This window comes from Streptomyces sp. NBC_00683 (assembly GCF_036226745.1).
Lineage (GTDB): Bacteria > Actinomycetota > Actinomycetes > Streptomycetales > Streptomycetaceae > Streptomyces.
In genome coordinates this window covers 2,851,130-2,874,183 of record NZ_CP109013.1, presented here as the reverse complement: position 1 = coordinate 2,874,183, position 23,054 = coordinate 2,851,130, and the positions used below count along the sequence as shown (strand labels likewise).

The following is a 23,054-nucleotide window of genomic DNA, read 5'->3' as shown; positions in this document are numbered from 1 at the left end:
ACCCAGATGGCGGAGCTCACGATCCGGCCGGAGGAGATCCGGGACGCACTGGAGAACTTTGTCCAGTCGTACCAGCCGGACGCGGCCTCGCGCGAGGAGGTCGGTACGGTCAGCGTTGCCGGCGACGGCATCGCGAAGGTGGAGGGCCTGCCCTCCGCCATGGCGAACGAGCTGCTGAAGTTCGAGGACGGCACCCTCGGTCTCGCCCTCAACCTCGAGGAGCGCGAGATCGGTGCGATCGTCCTCGGCGAGTTCAGCGGAATCGAGGAGGGCCAGCCGGTGCAGCGCACCGGTGAGGTGCTCTCCGTCGGCGTCGGCGAGGGTTACCTCGGCCGCGTCGTCGACCCGCTCGGCAACCCGATCGACGGTCTCGGCGAGATCGCGACCGAAGGCCGCCGCGCCCTCGAGCTGCAGGCCCCTGGCGTCATGGTCCGCAAGTCGGTGCACGAGCCGATGCAGACCGGCTACAAGGCCGTCGACGCCATGGTGCCGATCGGCCGCGGCCAGCGTCAGCTGATCATTGGTGACCGTCAGACGGGTAAGACCGCTCTGGCTGTCGACACGATCATCAACCAGCGCGACAACTGGCGCTCGGGCGACGTGAACAAGCAGGTGCGCTGCATCTACGTCGCCATCGGTCAGAAGGGCTCCACCATCGCCTCCGTGCGAGGTGCCCTGGAAGAGGCCGGCGCGCTCGAGTACACGACCATCGTCGCCGCCCCGGCGTCCGACCCGGCCGGCTTCAAGTACCTGGCGCCGTACACCGGTTCGGCCATCGGCCAGCACTGGATGTACGACGGCAAGCACGTTCTGATCATCTTCGACGACCTTTCGAAGCAGGCCGACGCCTACCGCGCCGTGTCGCTTCTGCTGCGCCGTCCGCCGGGCCGTGAGGCCTACCCGGGCGACGTCTTCTACCTGCACTCGCGTCTGCTGGAGCGCTGCGCCAAGCTCTCCGACGACATGGGCGCCGGTTCGATGACGGGCCTCCCGATCGTCGAGACCAAGGCGAACGACGTGTCGGCGTTCATTCCGACCAACGTCATCTCCATCACCGACGGCCAGTGCTTCCTGGAGTCCGACCTGTTCAACGCAGGTCAGCGTCCGGCGCTCAACGTCGGTATCTCGGTCTCCCGAGTCGGTGGCTCCGCCCAGCACAAGGCCATGAAGCAGGTTTCCGGCCGTCTGCGCGTGGACCTCGCCCAGTACCGCGAGCTGGAGGCGTTCGCCGCCTTCGGTTCCGACCTGGACGCGGCCTCCAAGGCTTCGCTGGAGCGCGGTAAGCGCATGGTCGAGCTGCTGAAGCAGCCCCAGTACGCCCCGTTCCCGATGGAGGAGCAGGTCGTCTCCGTCTGGGCCGGCACCACGGGCAAGATGGACGACGTCCCGGTCGAGGACATCCGCCGCTTCGAGGGCGAGCTGCTGGAGTACCTGCGCCGTGAGCGCAAGGACCTCCTGACCAGCATCGCCGAGGGCGGCAAGATGTCCGACGACACGCTGCAGTCGATCGCTGACGCGATCGCCGCCTTCAAGCAGCAGTTCGAGACCTCGGACGGCAAGCTTCTGGGCGAGGGCTGATCGATGGGCGCTCAGCTTCGCGTTTACAAGCGCCGCATCCAAGCCGTCACCGCGACCAAGAAGATCACCAAGGCGATGGAGATGATCGCCGCCTCGCGCATCGTCAAGGCGCAGCGCAAGGTGACGGCGTCGATGCCGTACGCGACCGAGCTCACCCGCGCGGTGACCGCGGTGGCGACCGGCTCCAACACCAAGCACCCGCTCACCACCGAGGCCGACGCCCCGGTGCGGGCCGCGGTCCTGCTCCTCACGAGCGACCGCGGTCTGGCCGGCGGCTACTCCTCCAACGCCATCAAGGCGGCGGAGCGGCTGCGGGAGCGGCTGGCGGCCGAGGGCAAGGAGGTCGACACGTACATCGTCGGCCGCAAGGGTGTCGCCTACTACGGGTTCCGTGAGCGCAAGGTCGCGGAGTCGTGGACCGGCTTCACCGACAGCCCGGAGTACGCGGACGCCAAGAAGATCGCCGCGCCCCTGATCGAGTCCATCCAGAAGGACACGGCCGAGGGTGGCGTCGACGAGCTGCACATCGTCTACACCGAGTTCGTGTCGATGATGACGCAGAACGCGGTCGACGGCCGGATGCTGCCGCTCTCGCTCGACCAGGTCGCGGAGGAGAGCGGTGCGAAGGACGAGATCCTTCCGCTGTTCGACTTCGAGCCGTCGGCCGAGGACGTCCTCGACGCTCTTCTGCCGCGCTACGTCGAGAGCCGCATCTACAACGCACTGCTGCAGGCAGCCGCTTCCGAGCACGCTGCCCGCCGCCGCGCGATGAAGTCGGCGACCGACAACGCCGGGGATCTGATCAAGAGCCTCTCCCGGCTTGCCAACGCGGCCCGCCAGGCCGAAATCACCCAGGAAATCAGCGAGATCGTCGGCGGTGCAGGTGCGCTGGCCGACGCGTCCGCGGGGAGTGACAAGTAATGACGACGACAGTTGAGACGGCCGCTGCCACGGGCCGCGTCGCCCGGGTCATCGGCCCGGTCGTCGACGTGGAGTTCCCCGTCGACGCGATGCCGGAGATCTACAACGCCCTGCACGTCGAGGTCGACGACCCGGCCGAGGCCGGCGCTCGTAAGACGCTGACCCTCGAGGTCGCCCAGCACCTGGGTGACGGCGTGGTCCGCGCGATCTCGATGCAGCCCACCGACGGTCTGGTCCGCCAGGCCCCGGTGACCGACACCGGCAAGGGCATCATGGTGCCGGTCGGTGACATCACCAAGGGCAAGGTGTTCAACACCCTCGGTCAGATCCTGAACGAGCCCGAGGCCGAGTCGCAGATCACCGAGCGCTGGCCGATCCACCGCAAGGCCCCGGCCTTCGACCAGCTCGAGTCCAAGACCGAGATGTTCGAGACCGGCCTGAAGGTCGTCGACCTGCTGACCCCGTACGTCAAGGGCGGCAAGATCGGTCTGTTCGGTGGTGCGGGCGTCGGCAAGACGGTCCTCATCCAGGAAATGATCATGCGTGTGGCGAAGCTGCACGACGGTGTGTCGGTGTTCGCCGGTGTCGGTGAGCGCACCCGTGAGGGCAACGACCTCATCGACGAGATGACCGACTCGGGCGTCCTGGAGAAGACCGCGCTGGTCTTCGGCCAGATGGACGAGCCGCCGGGCACCCGTCTTCGGGTCGCGCTGTCCGCCCTGACCATGGCGGAGTACTTCCGCGATGTGCAGAAGCAGGACGTGCTGCTCTTCATCGACAACATCTTCCGCTTCACGCAGGCCGGTTCCGAGGTCTCCACGCTGCTCGGCCGCATGCCGTCCGCAGTGGGTTACCAGCCGACCCTGGCCGACGAGATGGGTGTGCTCCAGGAGCGCATCACCTCGACGCGTGGTCACTCGATCACCTCGATGCAGGCGATCTACGTCCCCGCGGACGACCTGACCGACCCGGCCCCGGCCACCACGTTCGCCCACCTCGACGCGACGACGGTTCTTTCCCGTCCGATCTCCGAGAAGGGCATCTACCCGGCCGTGGACCCGCTGGACTCCACGTCCCGCATCCTGGACCCGCGCTACATCGCGCAGGACCACTACGACACGGCCAGCCGCGTCAAGGGGATCCTGCAGAAGTACAAGGACCTCCAGGACATCATCGCGATCCTCGGTATCGACGAGCTGGGCGAGGAGGACAAGCTCGTTGTCCACCGTGCCCGTCGCGTCGAGCGCTTCCTGTCGCAGAACACCCACGCCGCCAAGCAGTTCACCGGCCTGGACGGTTCGGACGTGCCGCTCGACGAGTCGATCGCCGCGTTCAACTCGATCTGCGACGGTGAGTACGACCACTTCCCCGAGCAGGCGTTCTTCATGTGCGGTGGCATTGAGGACCTCAAGGCCAACGCCAAGGAGCTCGGCGTCTCCTGAGCCTCCGGCTCACCGAGGGGGGTGGGTGTGTCCCGCCCCCCTCACCACGCCCCGTAGAATTGACCCAACACCCGGCATGACCGCCGGGTGGTGACCCGAGGAGCCACCCTTGGCTGCTGAGCTGCATGTCGAGCTGGTCGCCGCGGACCGCAGTGTCTGGTCCGGCGAGGCCACCCTCGTTGTCGCACGTACCACGTCCGGCGACATCGGCGTCATGCCCGGTCACCAGCCGCTCCTGGGTGTGCTGGAATCGGGCCCGGTGACGATCCGTACGAGCGACGGCGGGACTGTTGTCGCCGCTGTGCACGGCGGTTTCATCTCGTTCGCTGACGACAAACTCTCGCTGCTGGCGGAGATTGCCGAGCTTGCGGACGAGATCGACGTCCAGCGCGCCGAGCGTGCGCTGGACCGTGCGAAGTCGGACACGGACGCCGCCGCCGAGCGGCGTGCCGATGTGCGACTGCGTGCGGTGGCGGTGCACTAGCACCCCCACGATGTGTTTTTTAACTCAGCCGCGGCCCGAGCTGGAATTATCCAGACCGTGTCGCGGCTGAGGCGATGCAGGTGCAGTTCGGTTCGGCTCGGTTCGGTATCCGTTACTCGACGATGCGAGGAGGTCGGTGGAGATGGTCCTCGCTTTGTGGGTGGGCGGTCTGGTAGTCGTACTGGTCGCGGTGGGTCTGTTCGTCTTCGGTCTGCGCAGGCGGCTGATCCAGCGTTCCGGCGGGACCTTCGACTGCAGTCTGCGCTGGGACATCTCGCAGGAACCCGACCCGTCCGGCAAGGGCTGGGTGTACGGAGTCGCGCGCTACAGCGGTGACCGTGTCGACTGGTTCCGGGTGTTCTCCTACGCGCCCCGCCCGCGCCGCGGCCTGGAGCGCTCCGCGATCGAGGTGGTCGCGCGTCGGCTGCCCGAGGGCGAGGAGGAGCTGGCGCTCCTGTCCGACTCCGTCGTGCTCGGCTGTCTCCACCGGGGGACCCGCCTGGAGCTGGCGATGAGCGAGGACGCGCTGACCGGTTTCCTCGCCTGGCTGGAGGCGGCACCGCCCGGCCAGCGGGTGAACGTGGCCTGAGGGCCCGCAGACATACGAAAACCGGGGAGACAGGGGGCGGACCTGTCTCCCCGGCGCTTTTTCGGGGACGTGCGTGCCTACGGCGTGGGGATCTAGTTGAGTCCGCTGTCCATGGCGCTCACGAGCTCGCCGTTGGCGGTGTCACCACTGAACTCCCAGAAGAACGCGCCTCCCAGGCCCTGGCCGTTCGCCCAGGCCATCTTGGACGCGATCGTGGCCGGGGTGTCGTAGCTCCACCAGTTGGTGCCGCAGTGGGCGTACGCGGTGCCGGCGATCGTGCCCGTCGCGGGGCAGCTGTTCTTCAGGACCTTGTAGTCCTCGATGCCTGCCTCGTACGTGCCCTGGGCCGCTCCGGTCGCCGTGCCGCCGGGTGCGGCCTGGGTGACGCCGGTCCAGCCGCGGCCGTAGAAGCCGATGCCGAGGAGCAGCTTGGAGGCCGGGACGCCCTGGGCCTTCAGCTTGGCGATGGCCGCGGCGGAGTTGAAGCCCTCCTGCGGGATGCCGCTGTACGAGTTCAGCGGGGAGTGCGGGGCCGTCGGGCCCTTGGCCGCCCAGGCGCCGAAGAAGTCGTACGTCATCACGTTGTACCAGTTCATGGACTGGGCGGCGCCGGCGTAGTCGGCCGCGTCGATCTTGCCGCCCGTCGAGCCGTCCGCGGTGATCGCCGCGGTGACCAGGTTGTTGGCGCCGAACTTGGTCCGCAGCGCGGAGGCGACGTTCTTCAGTGCCGCCGGACCGCTGGTGTCACAGGTGAGACCACAGGCGTTGGGGTACTCCCAGTCGATGTCGATGCCGTCGAAGACATCGGCCCAGCGGGGGTCCTCGACCAGGTCGTAGCAGGACTGCGCGAAGGCGGCAGGGTTCTGGGCCGCCTGCGGGAAGCCACCGGACCAGGTCCAGCCGCCGAAGGACCAGAGGACCTTGATGTGCGGGTACTTGGCCTTCAGCTTGCGCAGCTGGTTGAAGTTGCCGCGCAGCGGCTGGTCCCACGTGTCGGCGACGCCGTCGACCGACTGGTCGGCGGTGTAGGCCTTGTCGTAGTCGGCGTAGGAGTCACCGATGGTGCACTTGCCGTTCTGGACGTTGCCGAACGCGTAGTTGATGTGCGTGATCTTGGCGGCGGAGCCGGAGGTCACCAGGTTCTTGACGTGGTAGTTGCGCCCGTAGACGCCCCACTCCGTGAAGTATCCGAGGTTGACCTTGTCACCGGTGCCGGGGCCCGGGTCCGTGGTGCCGGTGGTGCGGACGGCCACCGAGGAGCTGACCGGACCGGTCTGGTCGGCGGTGTCGCGGGCCTGCACCGTGTAGGAGTAGTCGGTGCCCTTGGTGAGACCGGTGTCGGTGTACGTCGTGGTGGTGACCGTGGCGACCTTGGCGCCGTCACGCAGGACGTCGTAGTTCTTGATGCCCTTGTCGTCGGTGGCGGCGCTCCAGGTGAGCTTCGCCGAAGTGTCCGTCACGTTGCTGGCGGTCGGCGTGCCGGGCTTGGACGGGGCGTTGTCGCCGGGGACGCTGCCGCCGTCACAGGAGGCGCCGTTCAGCTTGCAGCCGGAGGGGGAGCCGGTGCCGGTGCCGTTGAAGCCGAAGCTGATGCTGGCTCCAGGGGCGACCGAACCGTTCCAGCTGAGGTTCTTGGCGGTCCAGTGGGTTCCGGAACTGGTGACGGTGGCGTCCCAGGCGGAGCCGACCGCGGTGCCGGAGGGGAAGTCCCACTCGATCGTCCAGGAGGACAGGGCCGTGGTGCCGGTGTTCTTGACCGTCCACTGGCCCTCGAAGCCGGTGCCCCAGTCGGACTTCTTGACGTAGGTGGCCGTCGCGGAGGTGGCTGCTTCGGCGGGGGAGGCCAGGCCGACCATCGCGGCGAGGGGCAGAAGCAGCGCGGTGAGGCCCGCGACCGCCTTCGATCTGGTGGCTCCGCCGGCTCCGAGTCTCCATCTGAGTCCGGATCGGCGTAGGGGGGTTTCAGTGCTCAACGGTGCTCCTCGGGTGAGGTCCGACAAACGGGGGTGGTCCGTGGACTGCAAACCCTGCGTCGCCCTGAGAGCGCCTTGTCATGGCGTACTCACCGCAGTGTGCGTGTTCGGTGAGATTAGGAAGGTCTGGACCAATCGTCAAGAGGTCCAGACCAAAGATCAGAGCTAAACCTCAGAGATCCAACTCCTGTGCGAGTACTGCCGCTTGGACCCGGCTCCGCAGTTCCAGCTTCCCCAGCAGCCTGCTGACGTGCGTCTTCGCCGTCGCCTCCGCCATCGAGAGCCGCACTGCGATCTCCGCGTTCGACAGCCCCTCACCGAGAGCGCACAGCACCTCGCGTTCCCGCCGGGTCAGCGCATCGAGCACCGCCGGATCCGCTGCGCCCGGCCGGCGCGCGGGCGCGGTCACGGCGAACTCCGCGATCAGACGCCGCGTCACCGCCGGCGCGATCAGGCCCTCGCCGCGCGCCACCGTACGCACCGCGTCCAGCAGGTCGTGCGCGTCGGTGTCCTTCAGCAGGAACCCCGCCGCGCCTGCCCGCAGGGCCCCGAAGACGTACTCGTCCAGATCGAACGTCGTCAGTACCAGTACGTCGGCGAGCTGCTCCGCGACGACCTGCCGCGTGGCCGACACACCGTCGAGCCGGGGCATCTGGACGTCCATCAGCACCAGATCCGGGCGCAGTTCGCGGGCCAGGCGCACGGCGCTCTCGCCGTCGCCCGCCTCGCCCACGACCTCGATGTCCGGTGCGCTGCCCAGGATCAGTACCAGCCCCGCGCGCACCGCCGCCTGGTCCTCGGCGACCAGTACCCGGATCGTCACTTCCCCGACGCCCTTTCCTCGACGGGCAGTTCCGCCCGTACCTGCCAGATCTTCGTACCGTCCCCCGCGGAGACGGGCCCCGCCTCGATCGTTCCGCCGAGCAGGGCCACCCGCTCCCGCATCCCCACGAGGCCGGCGCCCGAGCCGGGCGCACGCGGTCCCGGGCGGCTGCCGAACACACTGGTGACCTCCACCGTCAGCAGGTTGCCCGAACCGCCGAGGCGGACCGCCACCGGGCCCGGCGCGGCATGCTTCAACGCGTTCGTCAGGGACTCCTGGACGATGCGGTAAGCGGCCAGCTCCACCGGTGCGGGCAGCGGCCCCGGATCCTCGCGGGTGTCGGTGAGTCCGACCGCCAGTCCGCTGGACGCGGAGTTCGCCCCCGCCTGACCGACGAGGGCGTCCAGGGACGCCAGGGTCGGTGCCGCGCTCGGCCGGGTGTCACCGCCGCCTGCGCGCAGCAGCCCGATCAGCCGCCGCATCTCCGCCAGGCCGTCGACGCTGTTCTGCCGGATCACCCCGAGGGCGTCGCGCGAGGTGTCCGGGTCGTCGATGGAGAGCGCGGCGGTGGAGTGGATGGCGATCGCGGAGAGGTGGTTGGCGACCATGTCGTGCAGTTCGCGGGCCATCCGGGAGCGCTCGGCGGTCACCGCCTGGGCCCGATCCATCTCCGCCAGCAGCGCCGTCTGGTCGGCGCGCAGCCGGGCGGTCTCGGCGGCGTCGCGGTGGTTGCGGACGCTGACCCCGGTGATGGCGGGGCAGAACGAGACGAGCCCGGTGACGACGCCGATCAGCAGCGCCTCGGCGGTGCGGAACCAGGCGAGGAAGCCGATCGTGACCGCGACCGTGACCAGGAACGTGGTCACCGGGATCCGGCGGGCCGCGGCCGGCGTTCCGTACAGCACGGCGGCGTACATGATGTCGGTGAACATCAGCACGGTGGCCAGACTGCCCGTCGTGAACTGATCCGCGACCAGGGTGAGCGTGCCGACGACCAGCGCCGTCTGCGGTGCGCTGCGCCGCAGCAGTTCCATCCCGGCCATCACCGCGAGCGGCACGAGGGCCACCCAGTGCGCGTCGAGGAGCCTGCCGTTCTGCGTGTGCAGGCCCGCGAGCCAGAGCACCAGGCCGCCGGACAGCCCGATGACCGCGATCAGTACGTCGTGGCGGTGCGGGCGCGCGAAGGGGGACACCCGTCCATCCAACACGTCGGGGCGGCGCCGGACGTCCGTACGAGGGGTGAGGCGCGGCTACATCGAAGGATGCAGTCACGATTCGTCACTGCCGACGACGACCCGGGGCCCCGCGGACGGGAGGCTGGAGGGGACCGGAAGGAGAAGTGCCGTGATCGTCACACTGATCGTGCTCTGCGAGGTCGGCTTCTGGGTGCTGCTCGCGGCCGGACTGGCGCTGAGGTACGTCGCGAGGAAGCCCCGGCTGGGTGCGGCCGTGCTGCTGTGCGAGCCCCTGCTGGAGGTCGTCCTGCTGGTGGTGACGGCCATCGACCTGAAGAACGGCGCGGAGCCGGACTGGAAGCACGGCCTTGCCGCCGTCTACATCGGCTTCACCGTGGGGCTCGGCCACTCCACCATCAAGTGGGTCGACGCCAGGGTCGCCCACCGCTTCGCGGGCGGCCCGCCGCCGGTGAGGCCCCCGAAGTACGGGATGGCGCGGGCCGCCCACGAGTGGCGCACCGCGGCACGCTGGACCGTGGCCGCGGTGACGGCGACGGCCCTGCTCCAGCTGGCGATCTGGTACGTGGGCGGCGACGGGGACATCGGGTCGCTGCGGATGTGGCAGCAGAAGATGCTCTGGGTGATCGGGATCAACGTGGTCATCGCCGGGAGCTACACGCTGTTCCCCAAGGCGGAACCGGACAACCCGGCGAAGCGGGTGAAGGCGGACCGCTGATCGCCCGGGTGCCGTCCGGCGAGCGGGCTCAGCGCTCGCCGCCCGGCACCCAGAGCACGTCACCGACCTCCTTGTTCGCCGTCCTCGCCAGGATGAACAGGAGGTCGGAGAGGCGGTTCAGATACGTCGCCGTCAGCGCGTTCATCGAGTCCCCGTGCACCTCGAGCGCCGACCAGGTGGACCGTTCCGCCCGCCGCACCACCGTGCAGGCCTGGTGCAGCAGGGCCGCTCCGGGGGTGCCGCCCGGGAGGATGAAGCTGCGCAGCTTCTCCAGGTCCTCCAGGAAGGTGTCGCAGTCCCCCTCCAGCTTGTCGATGTAGGACTGCTCGACCCGCAGCGGCGGGTACTCGGGGTTCTCCACGACGGGTGTGCACAGATCCGCGCCCACGTCGAACAGGTCGTTCTGGACGCGGACGAGGACCTTCACGACGTCCTCGGAGAGCTTCCCGAGCGCGATCGCGGCGCCGATGGCGGCATTGGCCTCGTTGGCGTCGGCGTACGCCGAGATCCGCAGATCGGTCTTGGCGGTCCGGCTCATGTCGCCGAGGGCGGTGGTGCCCTGGTCGCCGGTACGGGTGTAGATGCGTGTCAGATTGACCATGCGGCCAGCCTAGTTACGCTCCGGCCCCGCGGAAGACCCGTGTGCCGACCGTCACGGCCAGGAGGGCGAAGCCGAGCGACACCAGTACCCCGTACAGCATGTGGGCCGTGGCGTACGAGCCCACGTACGCGTCCCGCACCGCGTCCACCAGATACCGGAACGGTGTGAAGTGCGACAGCACGTCCAGCCACACCGGGCCCAGTGTCATCGGCAGCATCAGGCCGGAGAGCAGCATGGCCGGCATCGTGAGCGAGTTGATCACGGGCCCGAACTCCTGGGGCGTGCGCACCTTCATGGCCAGGGCGTACGACAGTGAGGCCAGCGAGACGGTCAGCAGGCCGACGAACGCGAATCCGATCAGCACCCCCGGCAGCGGTGCGCGCAGGCCCATGGCCAGAGCGGCGAGGACGAGCAGCACCGCCTGGAACATGAACAGCAGGGCATCCCGCAGGACCCGTCCCAGGAGCAGCGCCAGGCGGCTGACCGGTGTCACCCGCATCCGCTCCACCACCCCCGTCGACTTCTCGATGATGATCGAGAAGCCGGCGAACGAGGCTCCGAAGAGGCCCAGTTGAAGGAGCAGGCCGGGCACGAGGATCTGCCAGGAATCACCGGCCCGGCCGAGTGGAAGGCCCGTGAGGAGGGGGCCGAAGAAGAGCAGGTACAACAGCGGCATCAGGATGCCGAAGAGGATCTGGAAGCGGGAGCGCAGAGTCTGCCGGGCGTACCGACCGAAGATCAGTGCGGTGTCGTGGAGAAGCATCAGAGGTCCTAGACGGAGACGGGAGCGGCATCGGCGGAGACGGGGGCCCGTCCGGTGATCGCGAGGAAGGCGTCCTGGAGTGACGCGCCGGACGAGCCCGCGAACCTCTCCCTCAGGGCGGCCGGTGTGCCCTCGGCGACCACCAGGCCGCCGTCGATGACGACCAGGCGGTCCGCGAGCGCGTCCGCCTCGTCGAGGTAGTGGGTGGTGAGCACGACGGTTGTGCCGAAGTCGTCCCGCAGCCGGCGCACCAGATCCCACAGGTCGGCGCGGCCGGCGGGGTCCAGGCCGGTCGTCGGCTCGTCGAGGAAGAGAACGGCAGGGCGGTGGGTGAGGCCCATCGCGATGTCGAGTCGCCGGCGCTGGCCGCCGGAGAGCGCGGCCGTTCTGCGGTCGAGCAGCTCGCCGAGGCCGACGTCCTCGGCCAGTTCGGCGGCCCGTGCGACGGCGTCGGCCTTGCTCAGCCGGTACAGCCGCCCTTGGGTGACCAGCTCCTCCCGCACGGTGATGTGCGGGTCCACGCCGCCCGACTGGGCGACGTACCCGCACCTCTCGCGCACGCCCGCCGGATCCCCGATGAGGTCGCAGCCGACGACGGTGGCCGCTCCGCCGGTAGGGGCGAGCAGCGTGGTGAGCATGCGCAGCGTGGTGGTCTTGCCCGCGCCGTTGGGGCCGAGGAGCCCGACGATCTCGCCGGTTCGGACCGTCAGGTCGACGGAACGTACGGCCTCCACCGGGCCGGCCTTGGTGTCGAAGGTCCGGGCGAGCCCGGCCGTGCTGATGATTGGCATAGTGACCACAAAAACAGAGTCAGTGAAAAATTGCAATGACACCAACTTTTCAGTCACCCCGGGGAGGAGGCCTACGATGGGCGCATGGCTGAGGGACTCAGGGAACGCAAGAAGCGCCAGGCCAAGCAGCACATCTCGGACCTCGCGACCGGGCTGTTCCTCAAGCACGGCTTCGTGACGGTGACGGTCGCCGAGATCGCCGATCTGGCCGACGTCTCCGTGAACACCGTCTACAACTACTTCCCGGCCAAGGAGGACCTCTTCCTCGACCGGATGAAGGGCGTCACGCAGCGCGTCGCCCGTTTCGTCCGAGCCCGCGACAAGGGTGAGTCGGCGGCCGAAGCGGTCCTGCGGGAACTGCGGGCCGCCGTCGTCGCCGTATCGCCGGAGCTCGGGCTGATGGACGGCTTCGCCGATTTCATGAAGGTCATCGAGGGTGCTCCCACGCTCAAGGCCCGCCTCTGGTATCTCCAGCAGGAGGTCCTCGATGCCGTGGTCGAGACCCTCCGCGAAGAGACGGGCGCCGGGCCCGAGGACACGATGCCGCTGCTCGTCGGCGGCCAGATCGCCTGGATCGAGGGCGCTGTCGTCGGCTACATCAGCAAGGAGATGCTGGCCGGCCGCAAGGCCGTGGACGTTTCCCGGGACGCGCTCGCCGTGCTCGACGACATCGAAGGGCTGCTCGGCGCGGGCGTACTCAACTACGCGCGGCGCGCCGCCGCATGACCTCCGGCGGTGTGATGTCCGTCATGTGAGACGTGACGCGCATCTCTTCGCAGCCCCAGCGCCCCTCACGGGTACTAATCTCCGCCGGAGAGCATGTGGAAGAACCGTTGTTGAATGCATAGGGGTGCGAACGTGGCCAGGAAGCTCGCCGTCATCGGCGCCGGACTCATGGGGTCCGGTATCGCGCAGGTCTCCGCCCAGGCGGGCTGGGACGTCGTGCTGCGCGATGTCACCGACGAGGCCCTGGCCCGCGGTCGCGGCGGCATCGAGGCCAGCTACGACAGGTTCGTCTCCAAGGGCAAGCTGGACGCGGCCGACGCCGAGGCCGCACTCGCCAGGATCACCACGACCACCGACCTCGACGCGGTGGCGGACGCCGATGTCGTCGTCGAGGCCGTCTTCGAGAAGCTCGAGGTCAAGCACGAGATCTTCCGGACGCTCGACAAGGTCGTACGGGAGGACGCCGTCCTCGCCTCCAACACCTCCGCCATCCCGATCACCAAGATCGCGGCCGTGACGGAGCGGCCGGAGCGCGTCGTCGGTGTGCACTTCTTCTCGCCGGTGCCGATGATGCAGCTCTGCGAGCTGGTGCGCGGCTACAAGACGAGCGACGAAACCCTCGCCACCGCGCGGGAGTTCGCCGAGTCCGTCGGCAAGACGTGCATCGTCGTCAACCGTGACGTCGCGGGCTTCGTCACCACCCGGCTGATCTCGGCGCTCGTCGTCGAGGCCGCCAAGCTGTACGAGTCGGGCGTCGCCTCGGCCGAGGACATCGACATCGCCTGCAAGCTGGGCTTCGGCCACGCCATGGGCCCGCTCGCCACGGCAGACCTGACCGGCGTCGACATCCTCCTGCACGCCACCGGCAACATCTACACCGAGTCGCAGGACGAGAAGTTCGCCGCCCCGGAGCTGATGCGCCGGATGGTCGATGCAGGTGACATCGGCCGCAAGAGTGGGCAGGGCTTCTACACCTACTGATCGTTTCCGGGCCCCCGGCCGCCTGATCTGCCGTCGATCAGGCCCGGGAGCACCGGGGCCCGGCGCGCCGGCCGGGAGCCGGATCCAGTGGTTCCGGCGGGCCGCTTTCACCCCTCAGGGTGAATTCGGTATCGGTTCGCTTACAGACGGCAACTTCTCCGTCGCTGAGGCAGTCAGTGGTGGCAGAGGGCAGAAGAGAAAACCAGACAGACCGACCTTGCTACGGAGTACTTCCGGGGAGCGCATATGTACATCAGGGGCGACCACGCCGAGCTGGTCGTCGGGGGCCGCCTCGACGTCCGAAGCGCGGCGGACGCCCGTACGGTTCTGCACTCGGCCGTCGACGACGGAGCCGGCGACCTCGTGCTGGACCTGACCGAGCTGGACTCGTGGGACGCCACAGGACTCGGCGTCATCATGGGCGCGCACCGCAGAGCCGGCCGGGCAGGCAGGCGGCTGGTGCTGCGCGGCGTGCCGCCGCAGATGCAGCGCCTGCTGGTGGCGACCAGACTGCACCGCATTCTGGCCATCGAAGGCGGAATCGCCGCAGACTCCCTGCCGCGCGTCTGAAGCGACCGAGCGGCGTATCACGCACAATCCTCACGAGACTGTGATGTCCAGGGCGGCGCGGCCCCCCACTCGTTCGTAGATACTGTGCGAGGGTTTAGGGTTCGGCCGTCTGCCGATTGACAGACCCAAAGGGCAGACACCGGACCGGAAGCGACAGCGGGCGTGCGAGGCCGGGAGGGGCAACCGCGCGCTACGCGTCTGGGGGGCTTTGACGATGGACCCGACCAACCGGGGACCGGAAGAGTACGACCGTTCCGGGGAGGACGCCGCGCGGCGTCGGCAGTCCCGCGATCCTCTGACGCCCGACTTCGGGCATCAGACACCACAGCAGTCACGCACCGTCCAGCTCATATCGGGCGACTTCCTGCTCACGGTCAATCCCGTCGACGGCAGCGAGATCGAGCCCTGCAGGCCCGGCGAGCAGCCCGCCACCCCCGTACGGCACACGGCGGCGGAGCGTGCCGACCGCGAGCGTGCCACCGCACCGCCCGTACCGCCGGGGCCTCCCGGACCGCAGCTTCCTCTGCTGGAGCGCCAGGAGGAGCGGGAGCGACTGGTGCGGCTGCTGGCAAGGGGCCGCTCGGTGCGGCTGACCGGCCCCGCCGGTTCCGGCCGCACGGCCCTGCTCGGTGCCGTGGCCGCCGACTGCGCGGACCTGGCACCCGACGGGGTCGTACGCCTTTCCGGCTACAAGCGCACCACCACCGACCTGCTGTACAACCTCTTCGAAGCCGTCCACCAGGCCCCGCTGCACCGGCCCGACCGCGAAGGGCTCCTGGCGCTCGTCCACGGCATCGGCGCCGTCGTCGTCCTCGACGACCTGGAGTTCGGCGGCGCCGCGCTGCAGGAACTCCTCGACGCGACGCCCGAGTGCGCGTTCCTGCTCGGCACGACACCCGACATCGCCGCACCCACCGCCGACTCGAACCTCGAAGAGGTCTTCCTCGCCGGACTCGGCCGCAGCTCCTCGATCGAGCTGCTCGAGCGCGTCGTGGAGCGCCCGCTCACCGATGACGAGGCGAACTGGGCGGGCGACCTCTGGTTCGAGTCCGAAGGACTGCCGCTGCGCTTCGTCCAGGCGGGCGCGCTGCTGCGCCAGCGCGACGAGCTGCGCACCGACCCGGAGACCTTCGGCGACGGATTCGACGACGAGCCCGGCGACGCGCCCTTCGGCCGGGCCGAGGTCCAGGACATACCGCTGCCCAGCCTCGGGGAAGGCGCGGCGCCCGCCGCCCTGCTCGCCTCCCGGCTGAGCGAGGCCGCGCGGGACACCCTGCACTTCGCCGTCGCACTCGGCGGCGAGGTACCGCACCAGGCGCATCTGCCGGCGCTGGTGGGGGACACCCACGCCGATGCCGCGATGGGTGAACTGGCCGCGTGCGGACTGCTCTCCCCGGCGGGCTCCCGCTACCGGCTCGCCGCCGGGATCCTGGCCCAGCTGGAAGCGAGCGGATACGGCGAGGACGCGGACGTACGCGCCCGTACCGCCGCCCAGCACTACGCCTGGTGGGCGGGTCACCCCTCCGTCACCCCCGAGCGTGCGGTCGCCGAGGCCGACGCGGTCCTCGCGGCCATGGCCCACCTCGTCCTGGGCGACCGGGCAGGGCAGGCCAGTGCGGCGGTCCTGCTGGCCCGCAGCGCCTCTCCGGCCTTCGCGGCGGGGATGTACTGGGGCGCCTGGGAGAAGGCCCTCAGGATCGGTCAGGAGGCCGCCAGGATCGCCGGAGAGGTGGCCGAAGAGGCCTACTTCCACCACGAGTTGGGCGTTCTCGCACTGTGCACCGGCAATCTGGACCGGGCCAGGGCCGAGCTGGAGGCCTCCATCGGGATGCGCGGCGCGCTCGCCGACAAGTCCGGTGCGGTCGCCGGGCGCAGGGCGCTCGCCCTGGTCGCGGACCGCTCCGCCGGTCCGGGACAGAGCGGTCGTACGCCCGCGGGCGAGGAGATACCGGCCGCGCGGCACGATGAGTCGGCCTCGCCGCCCGGCGGCATACCCGCGGCCATGCCCCTGTTCCCCCGCCAGGAGGAGGAGCCGGCCACGCTGGTTTCCCGGCAGGGTGCCCCCGCGGGCAAGGGCGGATTCGGCGGATTCAGCGGCCGTGTCGCGGTGCTCCAGGGCGCCCGGCGCAATCTGGTCGCCGTGGGTGCCGGCGCTCTGCTGGCCGCCGTCCTCGGCACGGTGGTGACCCTGGGCGCGACGTCCGGCAGCGAGGACCCCGAGGGCCAGAACGTCACGACCGAGCAGTCGGCGAACGAGGACGACAGCGAGAGCGGCCTCTCCGCGGACGAGCCGACCGACGGCACGGCCTCCGGCGACGCCACGCCCGGCAAGGACTCGACCAAGGGCGCATCGGGCCGGGCCACCCCGTCCGGCGGCGACACCCCGTCGCCGGGCACATCGGGTTCGGACTCGGGACCGACGACGGGCACCACGTCGAGCGGCAGTCCCACCGGCCGGCCCACGTCCGGGAACCCGTCGCCGACGAAGAAGCCGACGAAGCCGCCGACCACTCCGACGCCCACCACATCGACGACGCCCCCGACAGAGACTCCTGACCCGACGGAAACGCCGACCACGGAGCCCCCTACCGAGCCGGCAACCTCCAACTCGGCCAGCGGCCCGGCGACAGCCTCGGCGACGAGTGCGGAGACCGGTCAGACGGAGACGCCCGGCAGCACGCCCACGGTGGCCTGAACCCGGAACACCATCGCCGGACGGGACACTCGGGCCCGTCCGGCCATCGAGGGCACCCGCCCGGCGTTGGGCGCCCGTACAGGCCCCGTGGCCGGGGCGGCCAGGACCCCTATCGCCGGACGGTCAGGATTTCAAGCCCGCCCGGCGTCCGAGGACCCCACCACGGCTCAGAACAGACGCAGCTTGTCGTCCTCGATGCCCCGCATCGCGTTGTAGTCGAGGACCAGACACCCGATCCCGCGGTCCGTCGCCAGCACGCGGGCCTGCGGCTTGATCTCCTGGGCCGCGAACACGCCCTTGACGGGGGCCAGATGAGGGTCCCGGTTGAGCAGCTCCAGGTAGCGGGTCAGCTGCTCCACACCGTCGATGTCGCCCCGCCGCTTCAGCTCGACGGCCACGGTCCCACCGTCCGCGTCCCGGCACAGGATGTCGACCGGACCGATGGCGGTCGGGTACTCGCGGCGGATCAGGGTGAAGCCCTCGCCGAGGATTTCCATCCGGTCGGCGAGAAGTTCCTGGAGGTGCGCTTCCACACCGTCCTTGATGAGCCCTGGATCGACACCCAGCTCATGGGACGAGTCGTGGAGGATTTCCTCCATCGTGATGATCAGTTTCTCGCCCGCTTTGTTCACCACGGTCCAGACGCCTTCGTTGTCGTCGGCGCCCTCCTTCAGGGTGCACGGCGGAGACATCCAGTTGAGGGGTTTGTAGGCCCGGTCGTCGGCGTGGATCGAGACGCTGCCGTCCGCCTTCACCAGGATCAGACGGGGGGCGGAGGGCAGGTGGGCGGTGAGCCGGCCCGCGTAGTCGACGGAGCAACGGGCGATGACGAGACGCATGGTCGGCAACGCTACTCGACTGCGGGCGGTCCACGCGATTCCCCTACCCGGCAGCAGGCACGCCCCTTGACGGACCCGCTTCTGGCTTGCCCCTCTTTGCAACCGTTCGTAATTGGCCGGTTGTGTTCCCAATCTCCTGGTGCGGCCCGGACTGCGCCCTTAACGTGGAAGCAGGAGGTCGCCGTCTGTGTACGCAGCGTCGCCGTCCTCCTTCCCTGCCCGTAAGGCCCCGGCCACCTGCCGGGGTCGCGAGAGGAGAACCCATGTCGCTCGACGTCTCACCGGCGCTGTTGGAACAGGCCGAGCGAGGCGAGGTCGACGAAGCCGACTTCGTCGACTGCGTCCGGACTTCCCTGCCCTACGCATGGGAGATGATCAGCTCTCTGGTGGCCCAGCTGAAGGTCGACGGCGGTCAGTTCGCCGACAACCAGACGCCGCCGCCGGACGAGCAGGCACGTGGTCAGCTGCTGCGTGCGCTCGCGAGTGATGCGATACGCGGCGCGCTGCAGCGGCACTTCGGGGTGCGCCTGGCATTCCAGAACTGCCACCGCGTCGCAGTGTTCCCGCTGGACGCCTCGGTCGACGAGCGCTTGGCCCGATTCACCTCGGTGAGGGGCCAGTTGCTCAACCAGTCGCCCGAACTTCGGGACTGCTGAACGCTCCTGCTGCCGCTTCGGGCCGCGGGAGGTGCAACTGGCTCCGGGGCGGCAGCTCCCGTACCACCGCACCACCGCACCACCAGGACAACCTGTATGAACGGATCACTTCAGCAACGGCAGCACTTCGGTGCCCAGCCGTTGCACGTTCTCCTCCGTCGCCGCGAGATCGCCCGAGCCCTCCACCAGGAGCGCGAAGCGGGTGATGCCCGTGCGCTCCGCCGTGGCCGCGAGCCGGTCGGCCGCGAGCCGGGGCGGACCCACCGGATGCAGACCGCACAGGAACTCCGTGTACGCGACGGGGTCGCGCATCACCCGGTGCCTGCCGTCGACCGTCACATGGGCGTCGAGGCCCTGCCGCAGCCATCCCGGCATCGCCTTCACGAGGGTCTCCACCGCGTCGGCGGGACGGTCCGCGATCTGGGCCACCCCTGCGGACACATGTCCGACCGTCTCCACCACGTCCGCCGGCTGGCCGGCCTCCCGGGCTGCCGACCGCCACAGGGCGACCATGTCGGCCTTCTCCTCATCGCCGCAATGCATTCCGAGAAGCATGGGCAAACCCTTCTCAGCGGCGAGTTTCACGCTTTTCGGGGAGGTGCAGGCCACGATCACCTCGGGGCCCGCCGGACCGTCCCCGAGGAGCTCGTCCGCCCGGGGCACGACCGCCACCTCCCGGAAGTCGTAGCGCTCCCCCCGACCTGCCACCCGCGGTTTGCCCAGCCAGTCGAGCAGCAGCTCCAGCGATTCGGGGAAGCCCTTCTCGTACGCGTCGAGGCCGCCTCCGAACACCTCCAGATCCACCCAGGGCCCGCCGCGCCCCACGCCCAGCGTGAAGCGGCCGCTGCTGGTCAGGTGCAGCAGCGCCGCCTGCTCGCCGAGCGCGACTGGATGCTGGGACGGCAGCACGCTCACCGCCGTACCCACGCGGATTCTGCGGGTGCGGCCGAGCAGCAGCGCGGCCAGTGTCACGGCCGACGGGCAGACCCCGTACGGCACGAAATGATGTTCGGCCAGCCAGACCGAATCGAGTCCGGAATCCTCCGCGACCTCGGCGGACCGGACGGCCCGGTGCAGGGCTTCTCCCTGTCCCTGGCCCGGAAACTGGGCTGCCAGTACGAATGTTCCCACGCGCATCGCCTATTGCCTCCTTGCGGCCGACGCGGCTCCCCCTACCCGCAACAACGTCTGACACGTGCCAAAGGCACGGTCCGGAGAGAAGTTGTTGCGATTTTCCGGTAACCCACCCGTCTCGCGGGTGCACTCACGCCACAACCGGACGCGAAGGCTCTTCCGATGGGCCTACGCTGGATGGGATCTGCCCGTACCGCCCCGTGAGGTGTCACGTGTCCCCGCGCCGCAACCGCCCCCGAGGCGGCGAGAGTCCCACCGGTAACGCACGCGAGGCGGCGGAGCGGTACGGCGGGGGCGGAGACACCGAGAGCTGGCAGGGCGAGGAGTGGTCGGTGCGTCCGGTGAGCGGGGCGAGCGCGATGGGCAAGCGCTACCGCTGCCCCGGCTGCGACCAGGAGATCCCGTCCGGTGTGCCGCACCTCGTCGCCTGGCCGGAGTTCGGCGGGATCGACGACCGCAGGCACTGGCACAAGGCCTGCTGGAACGCGAAGGACCGCCGCACCACGAGGGTGCAGCGGTCCAGGAACGCACCACGCTACTGACCGCGCGGAGCGCGCGTCACACGTCGCGGCGGTCCAGGGAGGCGAAGGCGCCGGCCATGGCCACCGCGGTCACGCCGAGGATGATCCACAGCGGGTCCCAGCCGGTCGGCCCCGACGAGGTCATCGACTCACCGTAGAACGCGCTGAGCTGGCTGGGGATCGAGTACTCGAAGAGCGCCTGCTGGAGGTCGGCCAGCGTCTCGGAGAACATGAACATCGCCAGCACGAGCGGCAGCAGCACCACCGCGATCATGATCGTGATCGCGCCCGCGGAGTGCCGGATGAGCGCACCGAGCGCGAGCGAGAGCAGCCCGAGCGTCGCGATGTAGAGGCCGACACCCACCGTGGCGCGCAGCCAGTCGCTGCCGCTGGGCGTTCCGCCGTCCAGCATGGCCGTCTGCAGCAGCCCGACGATTCCGGTCGTGACGGTGGTGATGGTGAAGGAGAGCAGGAAGAAGACGATCGACTTCGCGATCAGCACCCGCGCCCGGCTGGGGCAGGCGGTCAGCGTCGTTCGGATCATTCCCGTGCCGTACTCGGATGCGATGGTCAGCACCCCGAGGGTGATCACGCAGATCGAACCGAGCAGCACCCCGAAGAAGCCGAGGCTGAGCACGGGGGTTTCGCCGAGATCGGCGTCCGAGGCACTGACGGCGAACGCGGACAGCAGCCCGATGCCGAGCAGCAGCACGATCATCACGCCGAGCGTCCACATCGTGGAGCGGACGGAGCGGATCTTCGTCCACTCGGAGGCGATCGCGTCGCCCAGGCCGGGACGCCGCACGGGAATCGGCGAGGCGTACTGGCCGACCGGGCCGCCGCCCTGCCAGTTCTGCTGGGCCGGCGGCTGGTGCGGCTGCTGGTAGGGCGCCTGGGGTGCCTGCGGGGACGGCGGGGTTGCCGGCGTAGTCATCGGGAGTCCTCGCTGGTCTCGCTCTTGGTCAGGTCTGCGGGGGCGGCCGGAGCGGGCGCCGGAGCCGGAGCGGGCGCCGGCGCGGGAGCGGCGGCGTACGGGTTCTGTCCCGGCGGCGGCGGTGCGTACCAGCCCTGCTGCGGCACATCCACCGGAGGCTGCTGCGGATGGCCGGGCTGCTGCCCGTAGCCCCCGTACCCCGGCTGCTGCCCGTAGCCCGGCTGAGGCCCGTACCCGGGCGGCGGCTGCTGGAGTCCCACCTTCGCGTCGGCCGTCGAGCGGTAGTCCACGGCGCCCTGCGTCATCCGCATGTACGCCTCCTCCAGGGATGCCTGGTGCGGCGAGAGCTCCCACAGCCGGACGTCCGAGGAATGCGCCAGATCGCTGATGCGGGGCAGCTGGAGCCCGGTGACCCGCAGGGCCCCGTCCGGCTCCGACATGACCTGGCCGCCCGCCTCCGTCAGCGAGGCGGTCAGCTTCTCCCGCTGCTCCGGCGCGTCCGCGGGAACCCGGACCCGGGCGAAGTCCGCGGAGTTGGCCGAGATGAAGTCCGTGACGCTCATGTCGGAGAGCAGCTGGCCCCGCCCGATCACGATCAGATGGTCGGCGGTGACCGCCATCTCGCTCATCAGGTGGCTGGACACGAAGACCGTGCGGCCCTCGGAGGCCAGCTGCTTCATGAGGTTGCGGACCCAGAGGATGCCCTCGGGGTCGAGACCGTTGACCGGCTCGTCGAAGAGGAGCACCTGGGGGTCGCCGAGCAGCGCCGCCGCGATGCCGAGCCGCTGCCCCATGCCGAGGGAGAAGCCCTTGGACCGCTTCTTCGCGACGTCCTGCAGACCGACGACACCGAGGACCTCGTCCACCCGGGCGCTCGGGATCCCGGCCAGCTGGGCCAGCGACAGGAGGTGGTTACGGGCGCTGCGCCCGCCGTGCACGGCCTTGGCGTCGAGCAGCGCGCCCACCTGGCGCGGTGCGTTCGGCAGGCTGCGGAAGGCGTGGCCGCCGATCGTCACGTGTCCCGCGGTCGGCCGGTCCAGGCCGAGCATCATGCGCATGGTCGTGGACTTGCCCGACCCGTTGGGACCGAGGAACCCCGTGACAGCCCCCGGCCGCACCTGAAAGGAAAGGTTGTACACGGCTGTCTTGGCGCCATAGCGCTTCGTCAGGCCGACTGCCTCGATCATTCTCCAGCCCCATCGACTTATCTGTCGGTCGGGGCCCAGGCCACCCGGCCGCACGCCCCCGTAAGAGTTAGGAGGATAACCAGGCCGTGACGGTTCCGGCCAAGTCGTTGTGCGGAACATCGGATCTTCGCGGGGCCGACGGCCCCGGGCCTACGCGTCCCGGTGCTTGAGCACGAGGTAGCCGCCGGCCACCGCCGCCACCACCCACAGGGCCATGATGCCGAGCCCGCCCCACGGCCCGTACGGTGCCGGATCGCTGTTCATGGCGTCCGGAACCACCTGCATGATCTTGGATCCGGCCTGGTCGGGGAAGTAGCGGGCCACGCTCTTGGCACCCGGGACCGCCGACAGGATCTGCGAGACGAGGAAGAAGAAGGGCATCAGGATGCCGAGCGAGAGCATCGAACTGCGCAGCATCGTGGCCACGCCCATGGAGAAGATCGCGATCAGGCCCATGTAGAGCCCGCCGCCGAAGACCGCGCGCAGCACGTTGTCCGCGCCGATCTCCGTACGGTGGTCGCCCAGCAGGGCCTGGCTCAGGAAGAAGGTCACGAAACTGGTGGCGAGGCCGACCACCAGGGCCAGGAGGCCGGCCACCGCGATCTTGCTGAACAGGAACGAGCCCCGCTGCGGTACGGCCGCGAGCGAGGTGCGGATCATGCCGGAGCTGTACTCGGTGCCGACCACCAGGACACCGAAGACGACCATCGCGAGCTGGCCGAGGATCATCCCGGAGAAACCGACGAACGTCGGGTCGAACGTGGCGCGCTCCGCATCGGACAGGTCGTCGAACTGGGCGTTCAGCAACGCGCTGAGCGCCGCCCCCATCGCGACGGTGACGGCGAACGCGGAGATCAGGGTCCAGGTGGTCGAGGAGACCGTACGGATCTTGGTCCATTCGGAGTTGAGGACCGCGGGCACCGATGCCATCGCCG

The 23,054-nt window shown here is 69.6% G+C and carries 23 protein-coding genes; 12 read left to right on the top strand and 11 right to left on the bottom strand.

All coding sequences use genetic code 11. The features are described from left to right. The first annotated feature begins 6 nt into the window (after window positions 1-6). The 5 genes from atpA (at window position 7) to OG257_RS12475 (ending at window position 5,014) form a co-directional block, all read left to right on the top strand. Entirely contained in the window at window positions 7-1,578 is a 1,572-nt protein-coding gene (atpA, locus tag OG257_RS12495; protein WP_329207311.1) for a F0F1 ATP synthase subunit alpha, read from the top strand. Window positions 1,579-1,581: 3 nt separating this feature from the next. Next, the gene (locus tag OG257_RS12490; protein WP_329207309.1) at window positions 1,582-2,499 is read left to right on the top strand and encodes a F0F1 ATP synthase subunit gamma; all 918 of its coding nucleotides are present in this window, start codon (window positions 1,582-1,584) and stop codon (window positions 2,497-2,499) included. Next, window positions 2,499-3,941, top strand: a complete 1,443-nt coding sequence (atpD, locus tag OG257_RS12485) for a F0F1 ATP synthase subunit beta (protein ID WP_329207307.1) — start codon at window positions 2,499-2,501, stop codon at window positions 3,939-3,941. Before OG257_RS12490 ends, atpD begins: the two co-directional genes overlap by 1 nt. Before the next feature lie 109 nt (window positions 3,942-4,050). After that, complete coding sequence (locus OG257_RS12480) at window positions 4,051-4,425, top strand: F0F1 ATP synthase subunit epsilon (protein WP_329207305.1); 375 nt, start codon at window positions 4,051-4,053, stop codon at window positions 4,423-4,425. 142 nt (window positions 4,426-4,567) lie between these two features. Beyond that, window positions 4,568-5,014: a DUF2550 domain-containing protein gene (locus OG257_RS12475; protein ID WP_329207303.1), complete on the top strand. Its 447-nt coding sequence runs from the start codon at window positions 4,568-4,570 to the stop codon at window positions 5,012-5,014. 92 nt (window positions 5,015-5,106) lie between these two features. Here the strand turns inward: OG257_RS12475 and OG257_RS12470 are convergent, their stop codons facing one another. The 3 genes from OG257_RS12470 to OG257_RS12460 form a co-directional block, all read right to left on the bottom strand. Continuing rightward, on the bottom strand, window positions 5,107-6,987 hold the full coding sequence (locus OG257_RS12470) for a glycoside hydrolase family 18 chitinase (RefSeq protein WP_329207302.1): 1,881 nt from the start codon (window positions 6,985-6,987) through the stop codon (window positions 5,107-5,109). A gap of 172 nt (window positions 6,988-7,159) precedes the next feature. Further along, window positions 7,160-7,810, bottom strand: coding sequence for a response regulator transcription factor (locus tag OG257_RS12465; protein ID WP_329207301.1), 651 nt, complete (start codon window positions 7,808-7,810; stop codon window positions 7,160-7,162). Beyond that, window positions 7,807-9,003: a sensor histidine kinase gene (locus OG257_RS12460; RefSeq protein ID WP_329207300.1), complete on the bottom strand. Its 1,197-nt coding sequence runs from the start codon at window positions 9,001-9,003 to the stop codon at window positions 7,807-7,809. Before OG257_RS12460 ends, OG257_RS12465 begins: the two co-directional genes overlap by 4 nt. 151 nt (window positions 9,004-9,154) lie before the next feature. On the opposite strand from OG257_RS12460, the gene OG257_RS12455 reads away from it, so the two are divergent. After that, the gene (locus OG257_RS12455) at window positions 9,155-9,721 is read left to right on the top strand and encodes a hypothetical protein (RefSeq protein ID WP_329207298.1); all 567 of its coding nucleotides are present in this window, start codon (window positions 9,155-9,157) and stop codon (window positions 9,719-9,721) included. A 28-nt stretch (window positions 9,722-9,749) separates the two neighbouring features. Here OG257_RS12455 and OG257_RS12450 read toward each other — a convergent pair whose 3' ends face one another. Genes OG257_RS12450 through OG257_RS12440 form a run of 3 tightly spaced genes read right to left on the bottom strand, consistent with a single transcriptional unit; the run spans window position 9,750 to window position 11,876 of the window. Beyond that, window positions 9,750-10,322, bottom strand: a complete 573-nt coding sequence (locus OG257_RS12450; RefSeq protein ID WP_329207297.1) for a cob(I)yrinic acid a,c-diamide adenosyltransferase — start codon at window positions 10,320-10,322, stop codon at window positions 9,750-9,752. A 13-nt stretch (window positions 10,323-10,335) separates the two neighbouring features. Continuing rightward, complete coding sequence (locus tag OG257_RS12445; protein ID WP_329207295.1) at window positions 10,336-11,085, bottom strand: ABC transporter permease; 750 nt, start codon at window positions 11,083-11,085, stop codon at window positions 10,336-10,338. Between the two features lie 8 nt (window positions 11,086-11,093). Then, a complete protein-coding gene (locus OG257_RS12440) occupies window positions 11,094-11,876 on the bottom strand; it encodes an ABC transporter ATP-binding protein (RefSeq protein ID WP_329207293.1) in 783 nt (260 codons plus the stop codon). Window positions 11,877-11,960: 84 nt separating this feature from the next. On the opposite strand from OG257_RS12440, the gene OG257_RS12435 reads away from it, so the two are divergent. The 4 genes from OG257_RS12435 (at window position 11,961) to OG257_RS12420 (ending at window position 16,848) form a co-directional block, all read left to right on the top strand. Beyond that, window positions 11,961-12,602: a TetR/AcrR family transcriptional regulator gene (locus OG257_RS12435; RefSeq protein ID WP_329207291.1), complete on the top strand. Its 642-nt coding sequence runs from the start codon at window positions 11,961-11,963 to the stop codon at window positions 12,600-12,602. Window positions 12,603-12,734: 132 nt separating this feature from the next. Then, the gene (locus tag OG257_RS12430) at window positions 12,735-13,583 is read left to right on the top strand and encodes a 3-hydroxyacyl-CoA dehydrogenase family protein (RefSeq protein ID WP_329215049.1); all 849 of its coding nucleotides are present in this window, start codon (window positions 12,735-12,737) and stop codon (window positions 13,581-13,583) included. A 246-nt stretch (window positions 13,584-13,829) separates the two neighbouring features. Then, on the top strand, window positions 13,830-14,153 hold the full coding sequence (locus OG257_RS12425) for an STAS domain-containing protein (protein WP_329207290.1): 324 nt from the start codon (window positions 13,830-13,832) through the stop codon (window positions 14,151-14,153). Window positions 14,154-14,367: 214 nt separating this feature from the next. Next, complete coding sequence (locus OG257_RS12420; RefSeq protein WP_329207289.1) at window positions 14,368-16,848, top strand: ATP-binding protein; 2,481 nt, start codon at window positions 14,368-14,370, stop codon at window positions 16,846-16,848. Window positions 16,849-17,015: 167 nt separating this feature from the next. Here OG257_RS12420 and nucS read toward each other — a convergent pair whose 3' ends face one another. Then, on the bottom strand, window positions 17,016-17,687 hold the full coding sequence (nucS, locus tag OG257_RS12415; protein WP_329207287.1) for an endonuclease NucS: 672 nt from the start codon (window positions 17,685-17,687) through the stop codon (window positions 17,016-17,018). 263 nt (window positions 17,688-17,950) lie between these two features. On the opposite strand from nucS, the gene OG257_RS12410 reads away from it, so the two are divergent. Next, complete coding sequence (locus OG257_RS12410) at window positions 17,951-18,343, top strand: SCO5389 family protein (RefSeq protein WP_014154035.1); 393 nt, start codon at window positions 17,951-17,953, stop codon at window positions 18,341-18,343. A 105-nt stretch (window positions 18,344-18,448) separates the two neighbouring features. Here the strand turns inward: OG257_RS12410 and OG257_RS12405 are convergent, their stop codons facing one another. Continuing rightward, window positions 18,449-19,480, bottom strand: coding sequence for an LLM class flavin-dependent oxidoreductase (locus OG257_RS12405; protein WP_329207285.1), 1,032 nt, complete (start codon window positions 19,478-19,480; stop codon window positions 18,449-18,451). A gap of 209 nt (window positions 19,481-19,689) precedes the next feature. Here OG257_RS12405 and OG257_RS12400 point away from each other — a divergent pair, with 209 nt between their 5' ends. Then, a complete protein-coding gene (locus OG257_RS12400) occupies window positions 19,690-20,019 on the top strand; it encodes an ATP/GTP-binding protein (RefSeq protein WP_329207283.1) in 330 nt (109 codons plus the stop codon). A 16-nt stretch (window positions 20,020-20,035) separates the two neighbouring features. On the opposite strand, the gene OG257_RS12395 is transcribed toward OG257_RS12400, so the two are convergent. The 3 genes from OG257_RS12395 to OG257_RS12385 all read right to left on the bottom strand — a co-directional run bounded on the left by OG257_RS12395 (window position 20,036) and on the right by OG257_RS12385 (window position 23,049). Further along, complete coding sequence (locus tag OG257_RS12395; RefSeq protein ID WP_329207281.1) at window positions 20,036-20,932, bottom strand: ABC transporter permease subunit; 897 nt, start codon at window positions 20,930-20,932, stop codon at window positions 20,036-20,038. Then, entirely contained in the window at window positions 20,929-22,119 is a 1,191-nt protein-coding gene (locus OG257_RS12390; protein ID WP_329207279.1) for an ABC transporter ATP-binding protein, read from the bottom strand. Before OG257_RS12390 ends, OG257_RS12395 begins: the two co-directional genes overlap by 4 nt. A 150-nt stretch (window positions 22,120-22,269) precedes the next feature. Continuing rightward, window positions 22,270-23,049: an ABC transporter permease subunit gene (locus OG257_RS12385; protein ID WP_329207277.1), complete on the bottom strand. Its 780-nt coding sequence runs from the start codon at window positions 23,047-23,049 to the stop codon at window positions 22,270-22,272. Window positions 23,050-23,054 lie beyond the last annotated feature (5 nt).

Excerpts from the sequence above, each read along its gene's own strand:
- atpA (WP_329207311.1), top strand. The coding sequence starts at position 7 with ATGGCGGAGCTCACGATCCGGCCGGAGGAGATCCGGGACGCACTGGAG.
- OG257_RS12490 (WP_329207309.1), top strand. The coding sequence starts at position 1,582 with ATGGGCGCTCAGCTTCGCGTTTACAAGCGCCGCATCCAAGCCGTCACC.
- atpD (WP_329207307.1), top strand. The coding sequence starts at position 2,499 with ATGACGACGACAGTTGAGACGGCCGCTGCCACGGGCCGCGTCGCCCGG.
- OG257_RS12475 (WP_329207303.1), top strand. The coding sequence starts at position 4,568 with ATGGTCCTCGCTTTGTGGGTGGGCGGTCTGGTAGTCGTACTGGTCGCG.
- OG257_RS12450 (WP_329207297.1), bottom strand. The coding sequence starts at position 10,322 with ATGGTCAATCTGACACGCATCTACACCCGTACCGGCGACCAGGGCACC.
- OG257_RS12445 (WP_329207295.1), bottom strand. The coding sequence starts at position 11,085 with ATGCTTCTCCACGACACCGCACTGATCTTCGGTCGGTACGCCCGGCAG.
- OG257_RS12440 (WP_329207293.1), bottom strand. The coding sequence starts at position 11,876 with ATGCCAATCATCAGCACGGCCGGGCTCGCCCGGACCTTCGACACCAAG.
- OG257_RS12435 (WP_329207291.1), top strand. The coding sequence starts at position 11,961 with ATGGCTGAGGGACTCAGGGAACGCAAGAAGCGCCAGGCCAAGCAGCAC.
- OG257_RS12425 (WP_329207290.1), top strand. The coding sequence starts at position 13,830 with ATGTACATCAGGGGCGACCACGCCGAGCTGGTCGTCGGGGGCCGCCTC.
- OG257_RS12420 (WP_329207289.1), top strand. The coding sequence starts at position 14,368 with ATGGACCCGACCAACCGGGGACCGGAAGAGTACGACCGTTCCGGGGAG.
- nucS (WP_329207287.1), bottom strand. The coding sequence starts at position 17,687 with ATGCGTCTCGTCATCGCCCGTTGCTCCGTCGACTACGCGGGCCGGCTC.
- OG257_RS12410 (WP_014154035.1), top strand. The coding sequence starts at position 17,951 with ATGTCGCTCGACGTCTCACCGGCGCTGTTGGAACAGGCCGAGCGAGGC.
- OG257_RS12405 (WP_329207285.1), bottom strand. The coding sequence starts at position 19,480 with ATGCGCGTGGGAACATTCGTACTGGCAGCCCAGTTTCCGGGCCAGGGA.
- OG257_RS12395 (WP_329207281.1), bottom strand. The coding sequence starts at position 20,932 with ATGACTACGCCGGCAACCCCGCCGTCCCCGCAGGCACCCCAGGCGCCC.
- OG257_RS12390 (WP_329207279.1), bottom strand. The coding sequence starts at position 22,119 with ATGATCGAGGCAGTCGGCCTGACGAAGCGCTATGGCGCCAAGACAGCC.
- OG257_RS12385 (WP_329207277.1), bottom strand. The coding sequence starts at position 23,049 with ATGGCATCGGTGCCCGCGGTCCTCAACTCCGAATGGACCAAGATCCGT.